The organism is Pseudomonas sp. EB271-G4-1 (assembly GCF_058791355.1).
The window spans coordinates 18,193-39,545 of sequence record NZ_JBYTEO010000061.1; the positions used below are offsets into that span (position 1 = coordinate 18,193).

A 21,353-nucleotide genomic window follows, 5' to 3' on the forward strand; every position below is an offset into this window, starting at 1 on the left:
ACCCGCGCATTGGCGCAAGGATTGAAGGCGCCGTTCCTTCATGGCCCTTACAGCGATCTGCTGACCTTGCAAATCGGCCCCTCGTCTTCGCGCTTCTTTGATGAAGTCACGCTGATGTTCTATCAGCCCCTGAGGGTCGATGGAAAAGTCCTGGGCTGCCTCTGCGGCCGCATACCCAACGATGTGTTGGGCGATCTTATCCAGCGTGAGGCCGGGCACATTTTTGCCGAGTCGGGTGACAATTACCTGTTCATGGCGCAATCGCGTTTCGATCCCGCCATTGAGCCCGGTACCGCATTGTCACGCTCACGTTTCGAGGACGGCACCTTCAGCCACGGTGAAAATCTGAAGAGTGGCGTACACACCCCCTGGAAGACCGTGCAGATCCAGCGGCACACCGAGCTTGAGCTGCGCTTTACCGACCCCGCTACGCAACAACTGCACCCCGGCGTACGCGAGACTATCCGCAAGGGCTCCAACCTCTTCGTGACGTATCCCGGTTACTCCGACTACCGGCACATTCCAGTGGTGGGCAAGGGCGTTACCTTCCAGTTGCCAGGGTCACCGGATCGCTGGGGCATGATGTGCGAGGCCGACCTGGAGGAGGTCTACCGCCGGCGCTCGCTCAGCCACGGCTTGATGAGGCCCTACATCGCGACCATGACTGGACTCTTCGCCTGTAATTTCCTGGTCCAGCATTACAGTGGCCTGGACCAGGGCATGATTGATACCGTCGAGGTCTTGAGCATGGCTGGCGCCGCGCTCCTGTTCAGCCGGCTCGGGCCCAAGCGCCTGGCGGCAAGGTTGAACGAGATGACAGGCGTGATCCGGACCATTGCCGAAGGCGAGGGTAACCTGCGTCAGCGCCTGGACATCAAGCGCATGGCCAATGATGAGACGGGCGACATGGGGCGCTGGATCAACAGTTTCATCGACCATCTGGACTCGGTGGTAGGGCAAGTGGTGAAGGCCAGCAGCAGCGTCGGCACCACCAATCAGATGATGCTCGGACGCAGCCAGCAAGCCAGTGACACTTCCAGCGAAGTCTCCGAAGCGGTGCATCGCATGATGCTGATCGTCGAAGACCAACTGGGCGAGATCCAGCAGGCTTCTGCCAGCGCCGAACAAATGAAACAGGCGATGGATGAAGTTGTTACCCGTGCCCGCGAGCAATTTCTGGCCGTGCAGCAAGGCACACAATCCATTCGCGATGTGGTCGAACGTTCTTCATCGAGCGTGCAGTTGCTCGACAGCAGGATGACCCAGATCGGCAAGATCACCGGCCTGATCAGCGACATCACCAACCAGACCAATCTGCTGGCGCTCAATGCGGCCATCGAGGCCGCACGCGCAGGGGAACATGGGCGAGGTTTTGCAGTGGTCGCCGACGAGGTACGCAGCCTCGCTTCACGCACCTCCCGGGCGGCCGATGACATTCGGCAGATGGTCGAAGGCCTGCAGAACGAAACGCAAAAAGCCGTCAGCTTCATGGAGGAGGGCGTCAAGGACGTCGATAACAGCCTGCGCCTGGCCGAGGATGCCTCTTCGGAAAACGTGCAGCTGCATCAGGCGGTAGAGAGCATGTTTGCGATCATCCAGCAGCTCAATACTCGTAGCCTCGACTGCGGCCAGACGATCAAGAAGGTCGACCACTGCTCCACGCAAATGCGCCAGACCGTGGTGGTGCTGCAAAACAGTGCCGAAACGGTCAGGCTCAATGCCAATAAACTGCAGAAGCTGGTGGGGCAGTTCGAGGTGAGCGGCAATGGCGCGAGAGTGGCGGCTGTTTGAGTCCGTACGCCGGTGTATTCGGTGCTGATTGATATACCTTGAAATGAGCCTGTTATTCCATAAAGCAAGTACTAACGATTTTTATATTGCGTTTTAATCTAATCAGTTGTTTTCGATTGATTGGAGTACTTGTCTTTGAAAAGCAAAGCGTTTTTACCCCTTGGCCTGGCCTTGCTGACTCTCTGCTCAACAGCGTCCGCAGGGGCCATCCTTGATCGCGTCACGCAAAAAGGCGAGTTGACCGGCGTCCTGATGGAGAGCTATCCGCCGTTCTCTTTTCTCAACGAGCAAAACCAGTTGGACGGGTTTGACGTGGATGTGGCCAAGGCGGTTGCCCAACGTCTTGGCGTGAAGCTCAAGCTGGAAACACCATCCTGGGATGTCATCGCCGCCGGTCACTGGAACGGTCGTTATGACATCTGCGTGTGCTCGATGACCCCGAGCAAGGCCCGCGCCGAAGTATTCGATTTCCCTGTCGAATACTACCAGTCGCCGGCGGTGATCGTGGTGAATGCCAGTGACAACAAGATCACGGCAGGCAAGGATTTGTCTGGCAAAAAAATCGGGGTGATCAGCGCCTCGACATATGAAGCCTACCTGAACAAGGACCTGGTGATCGAAGGTGCCGAAGACAAGCCTTTGAGTTTTCCTTTCGATAATGTCCAGGTGGCGCCGTACGACAACGAGACCGTTGCCTTCCAGGACCTGGCACTGGGTACAGGCGTGCGCCTTGACGCGATGGTCACCAACCTGATCACGGCCCGCGAGCGTATCGCCCAGGACCCTCGCTTCAAGATTGCTGGCGATGCGCTGTATGCCGAACCGAACGTGGTGGCGATTGAAAAGGGCGATGCGCAATGGAACGCCAAGGTGACCGAAGTCATTGGCCAACTGAAGGCTGACGGAACGCTGGGCAACATTTCGCAGAAGTGGATCGGTGCCGACATCAGCCAATGACAGCCCAGAACCCATACCCGGCCAAAGCGACGGTGGCCGCCGAAACCGAGAAGCGTCGTGTTCACCTGTTATCGGGATTTCGCACGCGCCTGTATCTGACGTGGGCGACGCTGTTGGGATTGTGCGTCATGTTTTTCATGAGCTTCGATCTGAAGTTCTCGATCATTCTGGAGAAGTTGCCGAATCTGCTTGGGCTGCACCTGGGGCCGAACGGTTTCCTGCAAGGCGCCGCGCTGACGTTGTTCCTATGCTTGTGTTCGATCTGCCTGTCGTTGCTGCTGGGCTTCGTGACGGCGCTTGCACGACTGTCACGCAGCGCAGTGGCTTACGGCATCGCCAGTTTCTATGCCTCTTTTTTTCGCGGCACGCCGCTGCTGATCCAGATCCTGCTGATTTACCTGGGCTTGCCGCAACTGGGCGTCGTACCTGGCGCTATCAGTGCGGGGATCATTGCGCTTTCGCTTAATTACGGGGCTTACCTCAGCGAGATCTTTCGTGCCGGTATCCAGGCGGTAGCCCCCGGACAACGGGAAGCGGCGATGGCGTTGGGCCTCAGGCCGGCAGCGACTTTTTTGCACATCATCTTGCCGCAAGCGATGCGCACGATCATCCCTCCGACAACCAGTCAGTTCATTTCAATGCTCAAGGACTCATCGCTGATCTCAGTGATGGGTGTGTGGGAGGTCATGTTCCTGGCGCAGTCCTATGGGCGTTCTTCTTATCGCTACATCGAAATGCTCACCACCGCCGCCGTCATCTATTGGTTGCTGTCCATCGGGCTTGAACTGATCCAGCACCGCCTTGAACGCCACTACGGCAAAGGTTTCAAGAACCCGCGTTGATGTTTCGCCCCCCGTTTCTTACTTAATCAGGAACCACGATGTCCGATCCAACTCCTCTTCTGTTTGCGCTCTATGAGCAAGCCAGCGTGGGCTGTGGCGGTGCGCCAAGCCTTTGGACTCACCCGGCTGATGAACGCCTGGCAATCAATTCCCTCGGCTACTGGTCGAACCTGGCGCGCATTGCTGACCAGGCGCACCTCGACATGCTGTTTTTTGGCGATGTACTGGGTTTCTACGACGTGTTTGGCGGCAACGCTGATGCGGCGATGAAATGGGCCGTTGAAGCACCGGCCAATGACCCGCTGATGATCATCCCGGCGTTGGCCGCCGTCACGCAGAACCTGGCCTTTGGCGTTACCGTGACCACCAGCTACGAACATCCCTTTACCCATGCCCGACGCTTCAGCACCCTGGATCACCTCACCAATGGCCGGGTCGGCTGGAATATCGTCACTTCATACCTGTCCAGCGCCGCCCGCAACTTCGGCCTGGAGCAAATGATCAAGCACGATGACCGGTATGAGCGCGCCGAAGAATTCCTGGATGTGGCCTACAAACTCTGGGAGGGCAGTTGGGCCGACGACGCTGTGGTCGCGGACAAGACGCGCCAACTCTACGCCCGGGGCGAGCGCGTGCGTGCGATCAATCATGCGGGTGAGCATTACCGCGTGGCCGGGCCGCACCTGACCTCGCCATCGCCACAACGCACGCCGTTGCTGATCCAGGCGGGCTGGTCGGGGCGCGGTCGTGAATTCGCCTCCAAACACGCCGAGTTGATTTTCGTTGCCAAGTCCAACCCCCAGGAGATTCGCTTGGGGCTGGAGGAAATCCGGGCCAAGGCCCAGGCACGCGGTCGTCACCGTGACGATGTAAAGTCGCTGACGGTGTTGCGTATTGTCACCGCTAAAACAGAAATCGAAGCCCAGCGCAAATATGACGAGTTGCAAAGCAACTATCACCTGCAGGCACAGCTTGTGAGTTACGCGGGTGATACCGGTATTGATATCGGCCGCTACGCCGACAATGAGGCACTGTCCACCCACACCGAAGGCATGACTTCCTGCGTGGTGCATCCCGATGGCAGTGGCAAACCCTTGACCGCGGGTGACGTCAAACAGCGTTTTGCAAAGGTCACCCGAGGTAGCGATCTTATCCTGGTGGGCACGCCACACCAGGTGGCCGAGCGCATCGAGGAGCATGCGCGAATCTCCGGCACCAGCGGCTACATGCTTAACCCGCTGATCAGTCCCGGCAGCCTTGAGGATTTCGTTGAACTGGTCATCCCCGAGTTGCAAAAGCGCGGGCTATACCGCACCCGGCCGCAAAGTGGCACCTTGCGTTCACGGTTGCGCGCCGACGGTTCGAGTCATTTGCCTGCCTCGGCTTATGGCGCCTCGTTCCGTTTTGACTGAGTGTTGCAGGCGGATGCGCAGTTGAGGTCAAACGGCACATGCGCCTGCACCCCGGTTGCCAGCGTCGTCATCGCCTGGCGATGAAAGGAACGCCCCCGCGCGATGGCGCCGGGGCGCGATTGTGTTGGTCCTTGTCCTTCAATGCGCCGCGACAGGTTGGCTAGCCGGTGCATCGGCTTGGGTGCGAATGATCAAGAGTGCTGCCGCTGCTATCGCCAACGGCACGATCAGCGCTGAGTAATAACCGGCAGGACCTCCGTGCTCCAGAAACCAGCCGCCGCTTGCCGATCCGATGATGGCGCCCACCCGGCCCAGTCCAATCGCCCAGCCGGTTGCGGTTGCCCGCAATGCGGTGGGATACGCCTGGGCAACCATGTAGTTCAAGACGATTTGCTGCCCACCAATGCCCAGGCCTGCGAGACCTGCGAGGGTGAATACCAGCGCCCAATGGGTGCCACTGTTCGCCAGGCCCAGGCACAGGGCAATACCGAACACAAACAAGGCCAGCAGCAATAGCCGAACGTTGATTTTCGGCAAGATGATCGACAGCGGAATGGCACACACGACAAACACGGCGTTGACCGCAACAGTGCCCATGGGTGCCTGCTCTGCCGGCAGTCCCGTTGCTTTGAGAACAGTGGGCAGCCAGGACAGGAACATGAACCATGCCACCCAGTTGAAAAGGTAGACCGTCCATATGCCAAAGGTATTGCGCGCCAGGCCGCCAGAGAACAGGGAGGTGACGCTGGTTTTTACATCGACCTCCGGGACGCTATAGGTGCTGCCCGGGAGCGTTGGGTTCCTGGTGATGCTGGCGACAATTTTCCCGATCTTCTCAACGCTGCCATGGGTCCGTTGCCGGGTCAGGAAATACAACGACTCCGGCAGTGCGAACATCAAGACCACCACCAGTACCAGTGGCACGATACCGCCAACGGCAAAGATGCCTTGCCAACCAATCGAGGGCAGCATTTTCGCAGCCAGCAATCCGCCAAGAATGGCGCCAGCGGGCAAACCGAGCAGGACCGTGGTCATGATCGTGCCGCGTTGTCTTGCGCTGCCATACTCGGCGGCGAGCGAGAGAACCACGGGTGTCGCACCGCCCATGCCAAGCCCGGCGATAAAGCGCAAGACCAGGATCTGCTCGGTAGTTTGGGCAAATGCCGTTGCCAGGGAGGCGAAACCGAACAAGGCAACCGACCCGATAATGGCGGGCCGGCGGCCGAATTTGTCGCCCATCAGGCCCAGTACCATGGCGCCGAGCACCATGCCGACAATTCCGGCGGTCAGGATGGGCGCCAAGGCGCCTGCGCCGAGTCCGAATGCCTCAGTGATCGAGGGACCGGTGAAGGCAATGGCTTGGGTATCGAATCCATCAAGAATGGCGACGAAAAAACAAAGGGTGAAAACCCGCCACTGAAAAGAGCTGACTCGAGTGCTATCGATCAGCTCGGGAATTGAATAGTGAGTGCTCATGACTGCTCCAATCAGTAAGGCATTTTTTATAGTTTTTACGCGCAGGCAGACCCTGCCGAATCACAGGCTAAGTGTGATGTCCGGTGGGGTCTAATATCATTTGGGTGCTAAGCGATACCTTGGGGGTATGGTAGGCAGGCGCCAGCGAGGCACTTGTCATTGAAAAGATTTACGGGCTGAAGAAAAGCAAAACGCGCAGTTCGAAACTGCGCTGTAGTAACGGGTCTGAGCGAAGGGCGAAAGCATCCAGGCCAGTGTGCCTGCCATTTTATTGGCTGGAGCGAATGGCCCCTCCATCAATCAACAGGTTCTGCCCGGTCAGGTAGCCCGCGTGACTGCTGCATACGAAGGCGCAAAGAGCACCGAACTCCTCGGGTGAGCCGAAGCGTTTAGCGGGAATTTGGCTACGGCATTCGTCGAGGAATGCTTCACTGTCCTGGCCCAGTTCCTGCGCGGCGGCGACCAGGTTGTCACGCAGCCGATCGGTGTCGAACGAGCCCGGTTGCAGGTTGTTGATCGTCACGTTACGACTGGCAATGTTTTCCTGCCGGGCAAGCCCTGCGACAAACCCAGTCAGGCCACTGCGTGCACCGTTGGACAGGCCCAGGCTCTCGATAGGCGACTTGACCGCACTCGAGGTGATGTTGATGATGCGGCCGAATCCGCGGGTCGCCATGCCGTCTACCGTTGCCTTGATCAACTCGATAGGGGTCAGCATGTTGGCGTCGAGCGCCTTGAGCCAGGCATCGCGGTTCCAGTCGCGGAAATCCCCGGGAGGAGGGCCTCCAGCGTTGTTGATCAAGATGTCGAAATGCTCATGGGCCGCGAGGGCTGCCGCACGCCCCTCTGGTGTTGCAATGTCGCCGGCGACGGCGATCACAGTCACTTCAGGATTCAACGACCTGAGCTGACGGGCTGTTTCATTCAGTGCCTGTTCGCCTCGGGCAGTGATCACCACGTTCACGCCTTCGCTGACGAGTGCCTGGGCGCAGGCTTTACCCAGGCCTTTGCTGGCAGCGCACACCAGCGCCCAGCGTCCTGCTATTCCAAGGTTCATGCGTGTGTTCCTGTAAGAAAAAAGCTCAAGTGAAGGGGCAATACTGTTCACTCAAGCATGGGGTTGTAGTTAAGAACTGGATTGGGTGTGTATCCATTCCTGCGGTAACGGCCACTTATGGTTTCGCCCTTCCTGCGACTCCCTTTTTCAAGCGCCGGTACGGACCGGACACATGGTTAACGGGGCGCCAAAAACAAAGCGAGGCGGCCTTATAGACGACCTGATCTTTGCGGATACCCCCAATCCCCTGTGGGAGCCAGCCTGCTGGCGATTGACGTTAACGATAACGCGCCCCGTCTGGATGAACGCGGTGCCTGGAAGTCCATCGCGAGCAGGCTGGCTCCCACAATGGGATCGCAGACACACAGGTCGGCGATAAGGCCGCCTCGCTTTTGCTTTTGCTTTTTCTTTTGATTTTCTTGCCCCTCGCGGCGGGCCCTGTAGGAGCGAGCATGCTCGCGAAAAACCTGAGGGCTCCACGGGGTGTCAGGCTCCCCGCGTCATCGTTGACCACCATCGCGAGCATGCTCGCTCCTACAGGCCGGGCGGCGTTCCGTTTTTCCAAGTGACCCGCTGTAAAAGCGGAACCCTAGGTGGCCGTTACCGCAGGAATGGATATACACCCAATCCAAACCCGCCGCGCCCCAACCTAAAGTGAACAGCATTACAAGAAAGGGGCTGTCTATTCATGCAAGATCCACCGTTGCAGACGGTCTTGGCGATCGTGCCGCAATCCCCATGAAGCGCCGCACCCTCTCTCCTTGGGCATCGCACAGGATGGTTTCAGGTGCAGCATCGAGTTGGATATTACCGTTTTCCATGAAGATCACCCGGTCGGAGATCGACATGGCAAAGTCCATTTCGTGGGTCACGATCAGCATGGTCATGCCTTCCCTGGCCAGGTCGCGGATCACGTTCAGCACGTCGTTGACCAGTTCAGGGTCGAGGGCTGAGGTCGGCTCGTCGAACAGCATGATCTGCGGCTCCATGGCCAGGGCCCGGGCGATCGCCACACGTTGTTGCTGTCCGCCGGAGAGCTGGTGCGGGTACTTGTGGGCATGGGCCAGCAGGCCGACCTTGTCCAGCAGCGCATACGCACGATGTTCACTCAGCTCGCCCGGCTGGCCGTGGTAACGCGGTGCCAGGGTGACGTTGTCGAGAATGGTGCGGTGCGGAAACAGGTTGAAGTTCTGGAACACCATGCCGATGTGCCGCACGCCTTTGCGCAGGCGGGCGCTGTTGGGTTTGTCCGAGGCTTCGATGAATGTTTCGCCGAACAACAGGATATCGCCGCTATCGATGCTTTCCAGGCCATTGACCGTGCGGATCAGCGACGTCTTGCCGGAGCCGGATGGCCCGATGATCGAGACCACCTGGCCGTAGTCGACACTCAGGTCGATACCCAGCAGCACTTTGTGCGTGCCGTAGCTCTTCTGGATGTTCTTCAATTGCAGGATAGGCGTCGCGTTGTTGCCGGCTGCCTTGCGCGCACTGTCGGGCAAGGCTTCGGCGCAGGCCTTGAACTTGGCCACGGCGGCGTCATCGAGGGTGTGCGGCTTGCGGAAGTTAAGGTCCAGGTAGCGCTCCAGGCGCTGCAGGAAAAAGCCGAACACGGTGACGATCAACACGTAGTACACGCCGACCGCCGCCAGGGTTTCCATGACCAGGAAGTTGGTGGCATAGAGGCGTTGGCCGACCGTGAGGATCTCGGTCAGGGAGATGACCGAGACCAGTGACGTAAGCTTGACCACTGTGATGTATTCATTGATCAGGGTCGGCAGCGAGATACGGAACGCCTGGGGGATCACGATCAAGCGCTGCATGCCGAACAGGCCGATACCCAGCGCGCGCCCGGCCTCCTTTTGCCCCTTGGCCACGGAGATCAGTCCACCGCGGTGGATTTCCGCCATGTACGCCGCTTCCGTGACCACCAGGGCCAGCAAGCCGGAATAGAAGGGGTTGGACAGGATCGGCCCGCTGCCGGGAAACAATTGCGGCAAGTTGTAGACGAAGACCACCAGCACCAGCAGCGGGATGCTGCGGAAGAACCAGATATAGACTGCTGCGGGAATGCGCAAAAAAGGCGAGTGGGACAGCTTGGCCGTGGCCAGGACAAAACCCAGCAGCATGCCGATGAACCAGGCCAGGGCACTGAGCTGGACCACCGTGACGCAGGCATTCCAGAAGTCTGGCAGGGAGAACAGGGAGAAGAAATACGACCAATCGAATTGCATGGGGCACCTCGATCTGCCGCCCCTAGCAGAGGCGGCAGATGACCAGACTACAAGGACAGGTTTTTAGTTTGAGGTCGGTTCTTCCAGGCCATATTTCTTGAGGATAGCGGCGTACTCACCGCTCTTTTTGGTTTCCTCGAAAGCCTTTTGCACAGCCTGGAAGGTTTCGTCGTTACCTTTCTTGACGAAAATGCCCAGGGTTTGTTGATAGATCGGGTGCTCAGTGGTGATCACGACCCGGCCATTGGTCTTTTCCGCGATCATTTTTGCCGCACCGGCGATTTCGACCTGGGCCTGGATGTTTTTGGACAACAGGGCCTGGGTCACTTCGGGTGCCGAGGGATACTCGCTGACGGTAATTGCGCCTTTGTTGTTGGGCACGCAGTACTCATCGGACAGCTTCCTGAATTCCTTGACCCAGGTCGTGCCCTGTTCCAGGCCCAGTTTCAGTCCGCACAGGTCTTCAGGCTTCTTCGCATTGATTTCGCTGCCCTTGGGCACCATGACCGCGGCACCGGTGTTGGCATACGCAATGGTCTGGGCCTGGGTCTGGCGCTCCGGCGTGATGTACATGCCGGAAATGATCGCGTCGTACTTGCCGGAGTTCAGGCCAAGGATCAGGCTGGGGAACTTGGTGTCGACGAACTCTGCCTTGGCGTTCATGTGCCTGGCCAGTGCCGCCGCCAGCTCGGGATCGGAGCCCACCACGTTTTTGTCCTTGTCATAGGACTCGAAGGGCGGGTAGGTGATTTCCATGCCGACCTTGAACGTGTCTGTCGCGGCCATGCTCACCGAGGCACCGAACATTGCGGCTGCCATTACAGCCAGGCCCAACACGGTTTTCTTATTGTTTTTCATTCTTACTGACTCCGGCGTAGGTAGGGGGTGAAGCTGAAAACTTCAATCAGGACGTTTGAGTCTGATTTTTCAGATGTCCGAAACTGGCGGGCTTGCGTGCCTTGCCTGGCAGTTGAACGTCCCCGTTGGCCACTCTCTGGCGCAGATACTGATAGGTCTGCAGCGCCTGGCCATACATGTGTTCGCCGATCGTGATCTCTTCGTAGTCGTTGCCAGCCTGGGCGAATCCTGGCAGCGGTTTGATCTGGGTGTGATAGTCGCAGGCATAGAACAGCGGGAAGGAGTAACGCTCCTCTTTCACACTGCGCACCCGGTGCGCAGTGGCAATGAATGCGCCTGCGGTCATCACTTCCAGCATGTCGCCGATGTTGACCACAAAGGCATCGGCAATCGGTGGTGCATCGATCCATTGTCCGAGGTTATTCATCACTTCAAGGCCCGGTTTGTCGGCCAGGAGAATGGTGAAGCACTCGTAATCAGTATGGGCGCCAAGTCCCGGTGCGTCATGGGCGGCTCCGTCGAACGGGTAGTGGATCAGGCGCAGTTTTGACGGCGGACGGGTGACCAGGCTGTCGAAATAGTTTTCTTCCAGGCCCAAGGTCAGGGCAAAGCCTGCGAACAGGCGCCGGCCCAAGGTGAAGATCGCTTCATAGTAGGCTTGCACCGCCGCCTTGAAACCTGGCAGCTGCGGCCAGTCGTTAGGTCCCAGCAGCGGCGTATTGGCCAGCACCAGCGGGTCATCGGCCGGGACTTCGAAGCCGACGTCGAAGGCTTCCTTGTGGTCCGGCTTGCCTTTGGAATAGACCTCTTCGCCTTCGGGTACAAAACCCTTGTGGGTTTGCGAAGTGCCGATGTAGTGCTGCATCTTGGTGTCGAAGGGCTGGTCGAAAAAGTCCTTGGCCGCCTTGCGCAGGTTGGCGATCAGCTGCGGGTCGATGCCGTGATCGGTGATATAGAGAAACCCGACATCGCTGGCGGCGCGCCCCAATTGTTCGGCCACGGCCAGGCGGTGTTCCAGTTCAAAACTGAACAAGCCGGCGATGTTGACCACCGGGATGCTGTTGAAGTTGGCTTTGTGTGTGTCAGTGCTGAGGCTTTTATTTTTATTGTCAGGCATGACGCGTCGGCTCCCTAAGGATGGCTTGAGTGGTAGAAACGCTCGAAGTGTTCGCGCTCGGTCTGGCCCATCCACACGTTCAATGACCACAGATCGGCCACCGGGACATTAGTGAAGGGCAAATGATGCAAGTAGCCGTCGGCGCCGAATTCCGGGGTCAGGGTGCTGACCTGGTAACCGCGGGCTTGCTGCGAGCGCCAGATGCTTTCCCAGTGCTGCTGATGGAAAGCCAGTTCCTTGGCATATTCAGGGGCTGCCGGGTGCGGAACCTGTGGGCCCTGGTCATAGCCTACCCGGGCCTGGATATGGTGAACCCGCTCGACGAAAGCGCTCAGGTCATCGGCCGGATCATTCAACAGGCGCTCGCAGGTCACGACCCAATGGCTGATGTCACTGGTGAACAACAAGTCGGGCAGTTGCCGAATCAACTCCAGGGTTACCCAAGGGTTGAACAGCGACCGCGAGCGGTGGGTTTCAAAACTGCAGACCTGGCCGTGCTTGCGCGCCAATTCCAGTGCCTGACCGAAGAACTCCACTTGTTGCGGCAAGGCCCAGCGATCATTGCCTGCCAGCACGTTGACAAAACGCGGGCCGAGTTCGGCGGCCCAGGAAAGTTTGCGGTCGAGGTCATGGAGATGAAGGGCAGGGGACGCCGACTGGTCCGGCAGTACATCGTAGGCGGTGAAGATCGTGCTGATGTAGCCCAGGCGATTGGCCTGCAGAAAGGCTTTGAACTCAGCCCTTTCACGTGCATCCAGTGGCAGGCGTGCTTCCATCCCGTCAAAGCCTGTGTGCAGCAGCTCTTCAAGCGCCTGGGCCTTGCTGGCGGTGTAGCCCCACAACGTGCGGAAAATTTCCAGCTTCATCGGTGATCCTCGGCGAGTACGCTTGGGAGCCGATGTTAGGCATAGCTGGGGGCGTCAAAGAATCGGAAAACTCAAATCAACACTTCAGACTTTTATCAACAAATAGCTGGCTACTTATCGAGCCTTTCGAGGGGTATTTAACAGGCGAGTAGGCGTCTACGTTAGGGATTAGCGAGAGATGCCACTGTTACGGCATCATTTTGAAGAGTCCCAAGCTACGCAGCGCCCAACTTTGGCCTTGCGGTTACGGCTCCTCATCGCCCAGCAGTGATGTGGCCCGGCTGTTCAGCAGTGAGCCTGCCTGGAAGTAACCCATCACCGTGGTCACGCTGCGGTGTTCGGTCATGGCCATGACTTCGCCGAGCGGCACACCCTGGCGACCGGCCTCGGTGACAAACCCAGAGCGCAGGCTGTGCGCTGCCCAATCACCCTCAAGGCCCGCCAACTTCGCTCGGCGCTGGACAATGCGTGCCACCTGATCGCCCGACAAACCCGCAGTCCCGACCTTGCCGCCTTTATACATCCGCCGAAACAGCGGGCCCTCCTGCGCCGGCGCAGCCTTCAGCCAAGCCGTCAGCGCCTGCGCCGCCGGGCCGCGCAGCGGCTTGTCACGGCGCACGCCACCGGTGTCGGTCTTGGTCGCGCCCAGGGCGTACAGCCAGGTGTCGGCATCCAGTTGGCGCACATCGCCCACTTGCAGGCCCACCACTTCCGAGCGGCGCCGCCCGCCACCGCTCCAGGCGAGCAGGAGCAGGGCGCGGTCGCGAATGCCGCGCACGCCATCGGTGCAGGTGGCGAGCAGTGCCTGCAAGGGTTCCAGCACGATCGCGGTTTTCTTGCGTACCGCCACGCCCTGGCGCGACTGGGCCTTGCGCGCTTCACGCAGCAGGGTCTTCAACGCCGGCGCTTGCGTGGGACTGTCCCAACCCTTGATCCGGTGCCATTTGCCGAGCACGGCCAGGCGGTGACTGACCGTGTTGTAGGCCAGCGCTCCGGGTTTGCTTTTGACTCGCGCCTCGACCAGCGCCGCGTCGATGCTGGCCGGCAACAGGTGCGCCCAACCGCCATCGGCCAGGGGGCGTGCCAAATGATCGACAACAAACTGAACCGCCACCGTGGTCGGCAGCGGTGCATCGCCCAATGCCAGGCCGTAACGCAACTGCAGCCAGGCCGACCAGTAGGTCAGGGCGCTGCGATAGCTGCGCACGGTATTGGCCGCGGTGCCGGCAGCAAGAAACGCCGCCGCCGCTTCCTGGGCGTTGATCGCCAGGGAATGCGGGTTTAGCGGGGTTTCGTCGACCAAGGGTAATTGATCTGTAATATTTAATACGTTCAACGTATGATAATTCCAATGTTCATAATATAACGTCTGATAACAATCCATTATCAGACCTAATATACCCGGAGGTGGGCCATGGCAGTAGGGGTGCCGGAAAACGAGGTGTTTGCTGCGGCGGACGCGGTGTTGGCCCGTGGCGAGCGACCGACGGTGGAGCGCGTACGGTTGGAGTTGGGCCGTGGCAGTCCGGCGCGGGTGGGTGGTTTGCTCGATCAATGGTGGACGCGCCTGTCCGAGCGGCTGAGCGGCGAGACTCGACTGCCGACACTGCCGGGCGAGGTGTCGCAGGCTTTTGTAGCGGTGTGGCAGCAGGCGATTCACCTGGCACAGGGTGTGGCCGAACAGGCGCTGGACGAACAACGGCAGGTGATAGCTGCCGAACGCGAACGTGTCGCCACCGTAGAGGAGCAGGCGCGGCAGGATGCGGCGCGGTTTCGTCAGCAGGCGACGGAGGCCATGGCGGGACGCCAGGCCGTCGAGACACGACTGGCCGACCTCGAGTTGCTGCTGGCGCAACGTCAGACGCAGATCGAGGACCTGCAGCAACAGCGCGAAGCTCTGCTGCGTGAGCGCGGTGATGTCCAGCAACAAAATCAGGCATTGCAGCAGGATCTGCAGGCGCTGCGGCTCAAGGCCGAGCAGGAGCGCGTTGCCCAGGAGAGCTACGTACGCAATGTGGAGGATCGTGCTCACCGCGAGGTCGACCGCGCCCGGGAGGAGGTCAAGGCCGTGACGGCCCACTTCAAGGAGGCCGGGCGGCAGATCGAGCAGTTGCAGCGGCGGGTGGAGTCCATTCAAACCGAACTCAGCCAAACCCAGCAACGGGCCGCAGCACAGCACGCGCGTGCCGAGACACTGGAGCAGCAACTGGCCCAAGTACGTCAGCCACCCGCGATAAAGCGCAAGCCAAGGACACGAAAGGCCGCTGCGCCGAAGAGCGTTTCCTGAGGAGGGTTACGAGCGCCTGTCGACAGGGGCTGTCACCGATTAGCTTTATCCCTGGTTTCCGGGCGGACTGACCCGGTGATTTTGTTGATAAAGATCAACATCACACGGGCGACGCCATATGAGCATTCCTCAATGCATGTGTGATGCAAATGGCGAGGAGTGCACCCAGATGGCCCACAGTAAAATTGACTTTCGTGCTGCAGCCCGCGAGAAAATCCTCAGTGGTGCCACGCAGTTGGCGGACGCCGTGCGCGTGACGCTGGGCCCGAAATCAAAATCGGTGTTGATCCAGAATAAATGGGGCAATCCCACGGTCTGCAACGACGGTGTGACGATTGCCAAGCGCGTTGACCTGCAAGACCCCGAGGAAAACCTGGGCGCGCAAATGCTACGCCAGGCCGCCGAGCGCACAGGCGAGGCAGTAGGGGATGGCACCAGTACCTCGACGGTGCTGGCCCACGCCATCCTGGCCGATGGCATTCGCAACGTTGTCGCGGGTGCCAGCGCTATCGACCTCAAGCGTGGCCTGGATCGCGGCTTGTCGTTGGTGGTGGATTCACTTGTCGCCCAGGCGCGGCCCGTCAGTACGCCCAAGGAAAAGGCCCAGGTCGCCACGCTGTCGGCGCATAACGATGCTGTCATCGGTCAGTTAGTGGCGGATGCACTGGAAAAAGTCGGCGTTGAAGGCGTCGTCAGCGTCGAAGAGTCCAAGACCACCGAAACGGTGGTTGAAGTGATGGAAGGGATGCGTTTTGACCGCGGTTATGTCTCGCCGTATTTCGTCACCGATGCCGAGAAAATGCAGGTCGAACTCGATGACGCCTATTTGCTGCTCTGCGACCACAAGATAGGCGCGCTCAAGGACCTGCTGCCCATGCTCGAGCTTGTTGCCAAAAGTGGTCAACCGCTGGTCTTGATCGCCGATGACATCGAAGGTGAGGCGTTGACCACCCTGGTGGTCAACCAGATACGCGGCATCCTGAGGGCCGTGGCCATCAAGGCGCCCGGTTTTGGTGATCGGCGCAAGGAAATGCTTCAGGACATGGCTGTGCTGACAGGCGCGACGGTGGTTTCCAACGATTTGGGCATCACGCTGGAGCAAGTGGAATTGGGCCAGCTCGGGCGGGCGCACCGCGTGGTGGTGCAAAAGGACAGCACGGCATTGATTGGTGGGGCAGGTACGAAGGAGGCGATTGAAGCGCGGTTGCAACAGATTCGCACGCAAATGGAGCACACCACCAGCGATTACGACCGGGAAAAACTCCAGGAACGACTGGCCAGGCTGTCTGGTGGAGTGGCAGTGATCCGGGTCGGGGCACCTTCGGAGGCGGAAATGAAGGCACGCAAGGATGCGCTGGATGACGCCATCTCGGCGACGCGCGCGGCGATTGCTGAAGGCACTGTGCCAGGGGGCGGGCTGGCCCTGCTCAAGGCGGTCCCGCTGATCGCGGCCGAAGAAGCCCGTTGTGAGGGGGATGTCAGGACCGGTCTGCAAATCCTTCGCCGGGCCCTGGAAGCCCCGGCCAGGCTCATCGCGGAAAACTCGGCGGTGGACGCGGGCGTGGTGGTTGCGCGCATGCTAGCAGAACCCGGCAACGTCGGTTTCGATGCGTCCGCCAACTGTTACGTGGACATGTACGAAGCCGGCATTATCGATCCGACCAAAGTGGTGCGCATTGCCCTCGAAAATGCCGTATCGGTGGCCAGCATTCTGTTGCTGACGGAGGCGACCATCACTGATATTCCGGAAAAGGAATCACCCGCCCAGCCGCCTTTTCCTGAATGAGCAGGCCGGCTTGGGGCGCTCAGGTATAGGCGGCTGTCTCGGTTAACGCCAGGTGATTGAGAAGCGGATTTTCGCCGTGCAAATAACCGAGCGCCTGCTGCATCAGCAAGATGGATTTTTGTCTTTTCTCATGGCGCGTGGTTGGGTCGGCATGACGTTGCGCTGCACCTGCGAAGGAGAAACAGCGTGTAGCGGCACGCAGGGAAAGGAACAGCGCCAAGGGTTCGCAGTCTTCTTTCCAGGTGCAGTGGTTGATGTAAGTGGTCAAAAGACCCGCACCGAGCGTATTGAGGCCGTGGTGTTGCAGGTCCATCAGCACGAATGCCAGGTCGTACAGCACGTCAATGCAGGCGATCCGTTCACTGAACTCGATGCCGTCGAACAGGGTCGGCTGCCCGTCGAACAGGCAGATGTTGGCCAGGCGCAAATCGCCATGGCAGCGGCGTACGCGGCCCTGACTGCGTCGCTCTTCGAGGCAGGCTGTCAAAGATGCCAGCAGCTTCCTGGAGGCATGGGCAATCGAGATGACTTGCGCGCTGTCGAGAAAAGCGCAGTAGCGGGACATTTCCCGATAGTTTTTCTCGATCTCTTGATACAGGTCCGGGATGCGCCCGAAGGATGGAGTTATCCGGGCGCAGGCATGAAAGCGGGCGATCTCGATGCCTAGCTGCTGCATCATCGGTTCTGTCAGATGCCCCTGGACCGCCATGCGGTCAAACAGGCCATCTTGAGCAAAGCGGCGCATCACCACCAGCCAGTCCACCGCGGGTCCCTGGCCGTCGAGCACCAATTGGCCATCGGCCTGGCGATTGATCGAACTCACGCGCAAATACAACGTCGGTGCTGTTCGTCGGTTGAGCCATAATTCTGCCCGGCAGGCTTTTTTCCGGCTTTGCAGGCTGAGGAAGTCCAGTTCGGCAAACGCCACTGCACGCTTGAGTTTATAGGCACGATCGGCATGCAGGAAAATCACCGAACCATGGGTCTCGATTCGCTCCACAGGCTGGTTGGACGTATCGTAGGCGGATGGTCTGGAGAGAAAGGCAATCACTTCGTCTTGTTCGTTGCTCATCCCGGCCTCCTCATCTCCAGCCGTCCTGAGGCCCGCCAGCGCTTGCCGTCTTCCCGTCAGCGGGCGGCGCCGTGGCGCACGACCTCTATGCAAAAGTCCTGTTCGAACGGCGGTACGTTGCACTCGACGACGTCAGCGGCGGCAACTTGCAGATGCACACCGACAATGTCGGCCCGGATTGGCTGCCGGCAGATGTGCCGGTCGACCAATACAGCGGTGTAGACCCGGCGAGCTCCCAGTTGTGCCAGATAGGCGCAGGTACGCAGCAGCGAATGGCCTTCGAACAACACATCATCAACCACCAGCAACGTGGTGTTGGCGAGGTCCAGTTTGGCCAGCAGCGGATTTTCGGTCAATTGCGTGAACGGATGCAGCACTTGCAGGTCGTCGGCATAGCGCTTGACCTCAAGAGGGTAAAGAGGAAGTTCCGGTTGGCCGGTCTGGTGCGCAATGTGCTGGCGCAATCGTTGAGCCAAGGGCTCACCGCGGCGCTTGATTCCAATCAGGGCGGCGTGCGCCGGTGGCAGCAGGCTGGCGGCCTGGCGCGCCATCGTCTGCAGCACGTCATCGAGTTCGTTGCGCTCATACAGGCGCAACCGCTGACTTGCCAATAGGATCGTCATTGCCTTCTCCTGCCTGTGAGCCATGGGGCACGTGCGTTTTCAGTCAATGTAGCCCGGTTGGCCCTGGCGCGATTGATATTGATCAATCGTGATCAAATCAAACGTCGGCCGGTTCGACCGTCGGGTGACGCGCATGGGCGGCAGCGGCCTGGTGTGAGTCACTTGCTTGCGCAGGCACTTGATATAAATCAACGCCAAGGTCGCCTCGACGGAGGATTCTGAATCCATGACACAGGTGCCCGAGCCACCGACGAACACAGCAATGGGTGGTGGCGGGCAGCGACATAAAAGCAAGCTTCGTGGAGTCCGATCATGAGCCAGTATCAACGGTTATTGCTGATCATCAACCCGGCCCTGCGCCAGTCTAAAGCCATGGATCATGCAGCCGCCCTGGCCAAGGCCAGCGGTGCCAGCCTGCACATTGGCGCCTTGATTCCATCCTGGAAGCTGTTGTCGCTACTCGAAGAAGGCGACCGGGAAAAGGCTCGCGAAGAATATCTGCAAGACCAGCGCAATTGGCTCAAATACCAGGCCGATCATCTGCGCAACAGGGGTCTTGAAGTGACCGCCGAGGCGAAATGGGCCGACGACCTGCAGCAAGACATTCTCGATTACGTCGCAGAAATGCAGCCCGACCTGTTGATCAAGCAGGTACAACGGGAACCGGCGCTCAAGCGTGGGTTTTTTACCCCGCTGGACTGGCGTCTGTTGCGTCATTGCCCGATACCGGTCTACCTGCCAGGCGAAGGTGATCACCCTTTGCCGCGCAAGGTCGTGGCAGCGGTGGATGTTTCCAATCCCCTGGTACAGGACGACGAGCTCAATCAGCGGATCATCCACCAGGCGTCCAGCCTGGCTATCCAGTGTCAGGCCGAATTGCACCTGGTGTATGCCTGCGACGCTTCTGCGCTGTTCCTGGGCGATATGGGCGGCGGGGGCTTGACGCTCGCGGACCTCTACAGTCAGTTGCGCAAGGGCCATGAAAAAACTTTCCTCGACCTGGCTGGCCGGTATGGCGTGCCGGCTGACCGGCGACATTTCATCGAGGGCCATCCTGTGGCCGTGCTGCATGCCTTCGCCGATGAGCAACAGATGGACGTGATTGTGATGGGCAGGGTCCAGTCCCATGGCTTGGACAAACTATTGGGCAGCACCACCGAACATACCCTGTACCAGGTGACGTGCAGCATCCTGGCCGTTTAGCGCGGTTCGGCCAAGGCCACAGGTTACCAGGCGCCATTCGCCAACGCCGCAGGAGGTTGCCGTGATCCAGAGTCCGTCATTACACACCACCTTGCCCGATCGCGCCGAGGCCGGCCGACGCCTGGTGGAACCGTTGCTCAAGTATGCCAACAGGCCTGACGTGATCATTCTCGCCTTGCCCCGTGGCGGTGTCCCGGTGGCTTATGAAGTCGCCACCGCCCTGAAGGTGCGCCTGGACCTGATGCTGGTGCGCAAGCTCGGTGTGCCTTCGCACCCGGAATTTGCCATGGGCGCCATTGCCAGCGGCGGTGTACAAATCCTCAATGATGACGCGCTGCGGGCGCACCCGATTGATCGAGCCAGTTTCGAGGCAGTGGTCGCCCGGGAAGCGTTGGAGCTGTCGCGACGTGAAAAGGCGTATCGGGGAAACCGCCCGCCACCGCAACTCAAGGACCAAGTGGTGATCCTGATCGACGACGGCCTGGCGACAGGTTCTTCAATGATGGCAGCGATCCATGCAGTGCGCATGCAGGCGCCCGAGCGCATCGTCGTCGCGGTACCGGTTGCGCCCCGGGAAACGGTCGAGGATATGTCCATGCAAGTGGACGAAGTGATCTGCCCACTCATCCCTGAGTGGATGATGTCGATCGGCTACTGGTACCTGGATTTTTCCCAGACCTCGGACGAAGAGGTCATCGATCTCATGCAACGGGCCTGGCAGCGGGAATTGCCGGGCGCCTCCCACATGGAACATCGCGATGCTTGAAGCTAAATATCGATCCCTGGACCTGCCGGGCGTTGAATTGTCCGCCGATTTGCGTTTGCCGACGAACGCGCGCGCCCTGGTCATCTTCGTACACGGCAGCGGCAGTGGTCGTTTGAGCCCGCGCAATCAATATGTGGCCGATGTCCTGGCCGATCGGGGCTTGGCTTCGCTGCTGTTCGACTTGCTAACGGAACCGGAGCAGCGCCTGGATAATCTCAGCGGGGAGTTGCGCTTCAATATTCCTTTGCTGGCCAGGCGGTTGATCGATGTGATCGACTGGGTAGGGCGTGACCGCGAATTGCGTGCTTTGCGCATCGGACTCTTCGGCGCCAGTACCGGCGCGGCGGCAGCACTGGTGGCCGCCGCTGAGCGTGCGCCAGTGATAGGGGCAGTGGTCAGTCGGGGTGGGCGAACCGATCTGGCTGGACCGGCCCTGCCTCGGGTCAAGGCGCCGACCTTGCAGATTGTCGGTGCACAGGACCCGGTGGTGTTGGGCTTGAATCGTCAAAGCAGCCAGACCCTGCGGTGCGAGCAACGGCTGGAAGTCGTGGAGCGCGCCACGCATCTTTTTGAAGAGCCAGGCACGCTGGAGGCAGTCGCCAGGCTCGCTGGCGACTGGTTTGAAAAATACCTGCATGCCCCCCTGTAGGAACGAGCATGCTCCGGGCGGCGTTCCGACGTAGAACCTGAGAGCACCACGGGGAGTCAGGTTTCCCGCGTCATCGTTGACGTCCATCGCGACGGTGCGACGATTCGACAGTCTCGCTCCTACAGGGGAACACAGGCATCACCAAAAGCAGGTCGGCTTTTAAGGCCGCCTCGCTTTGCTTTTGATCGCGGGCGCCCCGTTAACCACTGTGCGAGGCACCGAGTGATATGTACTCCGACAACCCATTTCACACAGGGCTTCCTGTGACGCTTCGCATCACCGTTGCGCACGGCTCAATTAATGCGTCGTCAGCGGAACGCGGAGCGTCCCTGGCGGCATTCCCACGCAGAGCGTGGG

At 59.6% G+C, this 21,353-nt stretch carries 19 protein-coding genes and 1 pseudogene; 9 read left to right on the forward strand and 11 right to left on the reverse strand.

The window, feature by feature from the left end:
• The first annotated feature begins 1,140 nt into the window (after window positions 1–1,140).
• The 4 genes from AC3WWR_RS24730 (at window position 1,141) to AC3WWR_RS24745 (ending at window position 5,002) form a co-directional block, all read left to right on the forward strand.
• Window positions 1,141–1,791, forward strand: a complete 651-nt coding sequence (locus tag AC3WWR_RS24730; RefSeq protein WP_404821808.1) for a methyl-accepting chemotaxis protein — start codon at window positions 1,141–1,143, stop codon at window positions 1,789–1,791.
• Between the two features lie 135 nt (window positions 1,792–1,926).
• Window positions 1,927–2,748 (forward strand): transporter substrate-binding domain-containing protein, encoded by an 822-nt coding sequence (locus AC3WWR_RS24735; protein WP_020800444.1) that lies wholly within the window; start codon window positions 1,927–1,929, stop codon window positions 2,746–2,748.
• Window positions 2,745–3,590: an amino acid ABC transporter permease gene (locus AC3WWR_RS24740; protein WP_083349115.1), complete on the forward strand. Its 846-nt coding sequence runs from the start codon at window positions 2,745–2,747 to the stop codon at window positions 3,588–3,590. Before AC3WWR_RS24735 ends, AC3WWR_RS24740 begins: the two co-directional genes overlap by 4 nt.
• Window positions 3,591–3,628: 38 nt before the next feature.
• The gene (locus tag AC3WWR_RS24745; protein WP_492599155.1) at window positions 3,629–5,002 is read left to right on the forward strand and encodes an LLM class flavin-dependent oxidoreductase; all 1,374 of its coding nucleotides are present in this window, start codon (window positions 3,629–3,631) and stop codon (window positions 5,000–5,002) included.
• Between the two features lie 138 nt (window positions 5,003–5,140).
• Here AC3WWR_RS24745 and AC3WWR_RS24750 read toward each other — a convergent pair whose 3' ends face one another.
• The 8 genes and pseudogenes from AC3WWR_RS24750 to AC3WWR_RS24785 form a co-directional block, all read right to left on the reverse strand.
• The gene (locus tag AC3WWR_RS24750) at window positions 5,141–6,478 is read right to left on the reverse strand and encodes an MFS transporter (protein ID WP_492599156.1); all 1,338 of its coding nucleotides are present in this window, start codon (window positions 6,476–6,478) and stop codon (window positions 5,141–5,143) included.
• A gap of 268 nt (window positions 6,479–6,746) precedes the next feature.
• Window positions 6,747–7,535, reverse strand: coding sequence for an SDR family oxidoreductase (locus tag AC3WWR_RS24755; RefSeq protein ID WP_020800440.1), 789 nt, complete (start codon window positions 7,533–7,535; stop codon window positions 6,747–6,749).
• 439 nt (window positions 7,536–7,974) lie between these two features.
• Window positions 7,975–8,061: pseudogene (locus AC3WWR_RS24760) on the reverse strand (outer membrane lipoprotein carrier protein LolA); the annotation flags it as partial.
• A 160-nt stretch (window positions 8,062–8,221) separates the two neighbouring features.
• Window positions 8,222–9,769, reverse strand: a complete 1,548-nt coding sequence (locus AC3WWR_RS24765; RefSeq protein ID WP_020801304.1) for an amino acid ABC transporter permease/ATP-binding protein — start codon at window positions 9,767–9,769, stop codon at window positions 8,222–8,224.
• Window positions 9,770–9,832: 63 nt separating this feature from the next.
• Entirely contained in the window at window positions 9,833–10,627 is a 795-nt protein-coding gene (locus AC3WWR_RS24770) for an ABC transporter substrate-binding protein (protein ID WP_020801303.1), read from the reverse strand.
• A 46-nt stretch (window positions 10,628–10,673) separates the two neighbouring features.
• On the reverse strand, window positions 10,674–11,744 hold the full coding sequence (locus AC3WWR_RS24775; RefSeq protein ID WP_020801302.1) for an isopenicillin N synthase family dioxygenase: 1,071 nt from the start codon (window positions 11,742–11,744) through the stop codon (window positions 10,674–10,676).
• A gap of 14 nt (window positions 11,745–11,758) precedes the next feature.
• A complete protein-coding gene (locus tag AC3WWR_RS24780) occupies window positions 11,759–12,610 on the reverse strand; it encodes a sugar phosphate isomerase/epimerase family protein (RefSeq protein ID WP_151142090.1) in 852 nt (283 codons plus the stop codon).
• A gap of 244 nt (window positions 12,611–12,854) precedes the next feature.
• Window positions 12,855–13,946, reverse strand: coding sequence for a site-specific integrase (locus AC3WWR_RS24785; protein WP_151142092.1), 1,092 nt, complete (start codon window positions 13,944–13,946; stop codon window positions 12,855–12,857).
• Between the two features lie 78 nt (window positions 13,947–14,024).
• On the opposite strand from AC3WWR_RS24785, the gene AC3WWR_RS24790 reads away from it, so the two are divergent.
• Window positions 14,025–14,897, forward strand: a complete 873-nt coding sequence (locus tag AC3WWR_RS24790; RefSeq protein WP_492599157.1) for a DNA-binding protein — start codon at window positions 14,025–14,027, stop codon at window positions 14,895–14,897.
• Window positions 14,898–15,066: 169 nt separating this feature from the next.
• Window positions 15,067–16,683, forward strand: coding sequence for a chaperonin GroEL (gene groL, locus AC3WWR_RS24795; RefSeq protein ID WP_033043765.1), 1,617 nt, complete (start codon window positions 15,067–15,069; stop codon window positions 16,681–16,683).
• Window positions 16,684–16,702: 19 nt separating this feature from the next.
• Here groL and AC3WWR_RS24800 read toward each other — a convergent pair whose 3' ends face one another.
• From AC3WWR_RS24800 to AC3WWR_RS24810, 3 genes are read right to left on the reverse strand one after another with little or no spacing between them, the layout of a single operon-like run.
• Entirely contained in the window at window positions 16,703–17,755 is a 1,053-nt protein-coding gene (locus tag AC3WWR_RS24800) for a phosphotransferase (protein ID WP_020801297.1), read from the reverse strand.
• A 56-nt stretch (window positions 17,756–17,811) separates the two neighbouring features.
• On the reverse strand, window positions 17,812–18,378 hold the full coding sequence (locus AC3WWR_RS24805) for a phosphoribosyltransferase family protein (protein WP_020801296.1): 567 nt from the start codon (window positions 18,376–18,378) through the stop codon (window positions 17,812–17,814).
• Between the two features lie 39 nt (window positions 18,379–18,417).
• Window positions 18,418–18,606 carry a hypothetical protein gene (locus AC3WWR_RS24810; RefSeq protein ID WP_033043768.1) on the reverse strand — a complete coding sequence of 63 codons (189 nt, stop codon included), beginning with the start codon at window positions 18,604–18,606 and terminating at the stop codon, window positions 18,418–18,420.
• Window positions 18,607–18,690: 84 nt separating this feature from the next.
• Between AC3WWR_RS24810 and AC3WWR_RS24815 the strand changes: the two genes are divergently transcribed.
• The 3 genes from AC3WWR_RS24815 (at window position 18,691) to AC3WWR_RS24825 (ending at window position 20,996) form a co-directional block, all read left to right on the forward strand.
• The gene (locus AC3WWR_RS24815; protein WP_020801294.1) at window positions 18,691–19,581 is read left to right on the forward strand and encodes a universal stress protein; all 891 of its coding nucleotides are present in this window, start codon (window positions 18,691–18,693) and stop codon (window positions 19,579–19,581) included.
• A 61-nt stretch (window positions 19,582–19,642) separates the two neighbouring features.
• Window positions 19,643–20,347, forward strand: coding sequence for a phosphoribosyltransferase (locus tag AC3WWR_RS24820; protein WP_033043769.1), 705 nt, complete (start codon window positions 19,643–19,645; stop codon window positions 20,345–20,347).
• Window positions 20,340–20,996, forward strand: a complete 657-nt coding sequence (locus AC3WWR_RS24825; RefSeq protein ID WP_020801292.1) for a dienelactone hydrolase family protein — start codon at window positions 20,340–20,342, stop codon at window positions 20,994–20,996. Before AC3WWR_RS24820 ends, AC3WWR_RS24825 begins: the two co-directional genes overlap by 8 nt.
• The last annotated feature ends 357 nt before the right edge of the window (window positions 20,997–21,353 follow it).

Coding starts and splice junctions, on each gene's coding strand:
- AC3WWR_RS24730 (WP_404821808.1), top strand. CDS start 1,141: ATGGATGAAGTTGTTACCCGTGCCCGCGAGCAATTTCTGGCCGTGCAG.
- AC3WWR_RS24740 (WP_083349115.1), top strand. CDS start 2,745: ATGACAGCCCAGAACCCATACCCGGCCAAAGCGACGGTGGCCGCCGAA.
- AC3WWR_RS24745 (WP_492599155.1), top strand. CDS start 3,629: ATGTCCGATCCAACTCCTCTTCTGTTTGCGCTCTATGAGCAAGCCAGC.
- AC3WWR_RS24750 (WP_492599156.1), bottom strand. CDS start 6,478: ATGAGCACTCACTATTCAATTCCCGAGCTGATCGATAGCACTCGAGTC.
- AC3WWR_RS24755 (WP_020800440.1), bottom strand. CDS start 7,535: ATGAACCTTGGAATAGCAGGACGCTGGGCGCTGGTGTGCGCTGCCAGC.
- AC3WWR_RS24765 (WP_020801304.1), bottom strand. CDS start 9,769: ATGCAATTCGATTGGTCGTATTTCTTCTCCCTGTTCTCCCTGCCAGAC.
- AC3WWR_RS24770 (WP_020801303.1), bottom strand. CDS start 10,627: ATGAAAAACAATAAGAAAACCGTGTTGGGCCTGGCTGTAATGGCAGCC.
- AC3WWR_RS24775 (WP_020801302.1), bottom strand. CDS start 11,744: ATGCCTGACAATAAAAATAAAAGCCTCAGCACTGACACACACAAAGCC.
- AC3WWR_RS24780 (WP_151142090.1), bottom strand. CDS start 12,610: ATGAAGCTGGAAATTTTCCGCACGTTGTGGGGCTACACCGCCAGCAAG.
- AC3WWR_RS24790 (WP_492599157.1), top strand. CDS start 14,025: ATGGCAGTAGGGGTGCCGGAAAACGAGGTGTTTGCTGCGGCGGACGCG.
- groL (WP_033043765.1), top strand. CDS start 15,067: ATGGCCCACAGTAAAATTGACTTTCGTGCTGCAGCCCGCGAGAAAATC.
- AC3WWR_RS24800 (WP_020801297.1), bottom strand. CDS start 17,755: ATGAGCAACGAACAAGACGAAGTGATTGCCTTTCTCTCCAGACCATCC.
- AC3WWR_RS24805 (WP_020801296.1), bottom strand. CDS start 18,378: ATGACGATCCTATTGGCAAGTCAGCGGTTGCGCCTGTATGAGCGCAAC.
- AC3WWR_RS24810 (WP_033043768.1), bottom strand. CDS start 18,606: ATGGATTCAGAATCCTCCGTCGAGGCGACCTTGGCGTTGATTTATATC.
- AC3WWR_RS24815 (WP_020801294.1), top strand. CDS start 18,691: ATGAGCCAGTATCAACGGTTATTGCTGATCATCAACCCGGCCCTGCGC.
- AC3WWR_RS24825 (WP_020801292.1), top strand. CDS start 20,340: ATGCTTGAAGCTAAATATCGATCCCTGGACCTGCCGGGCGTTGAATTG.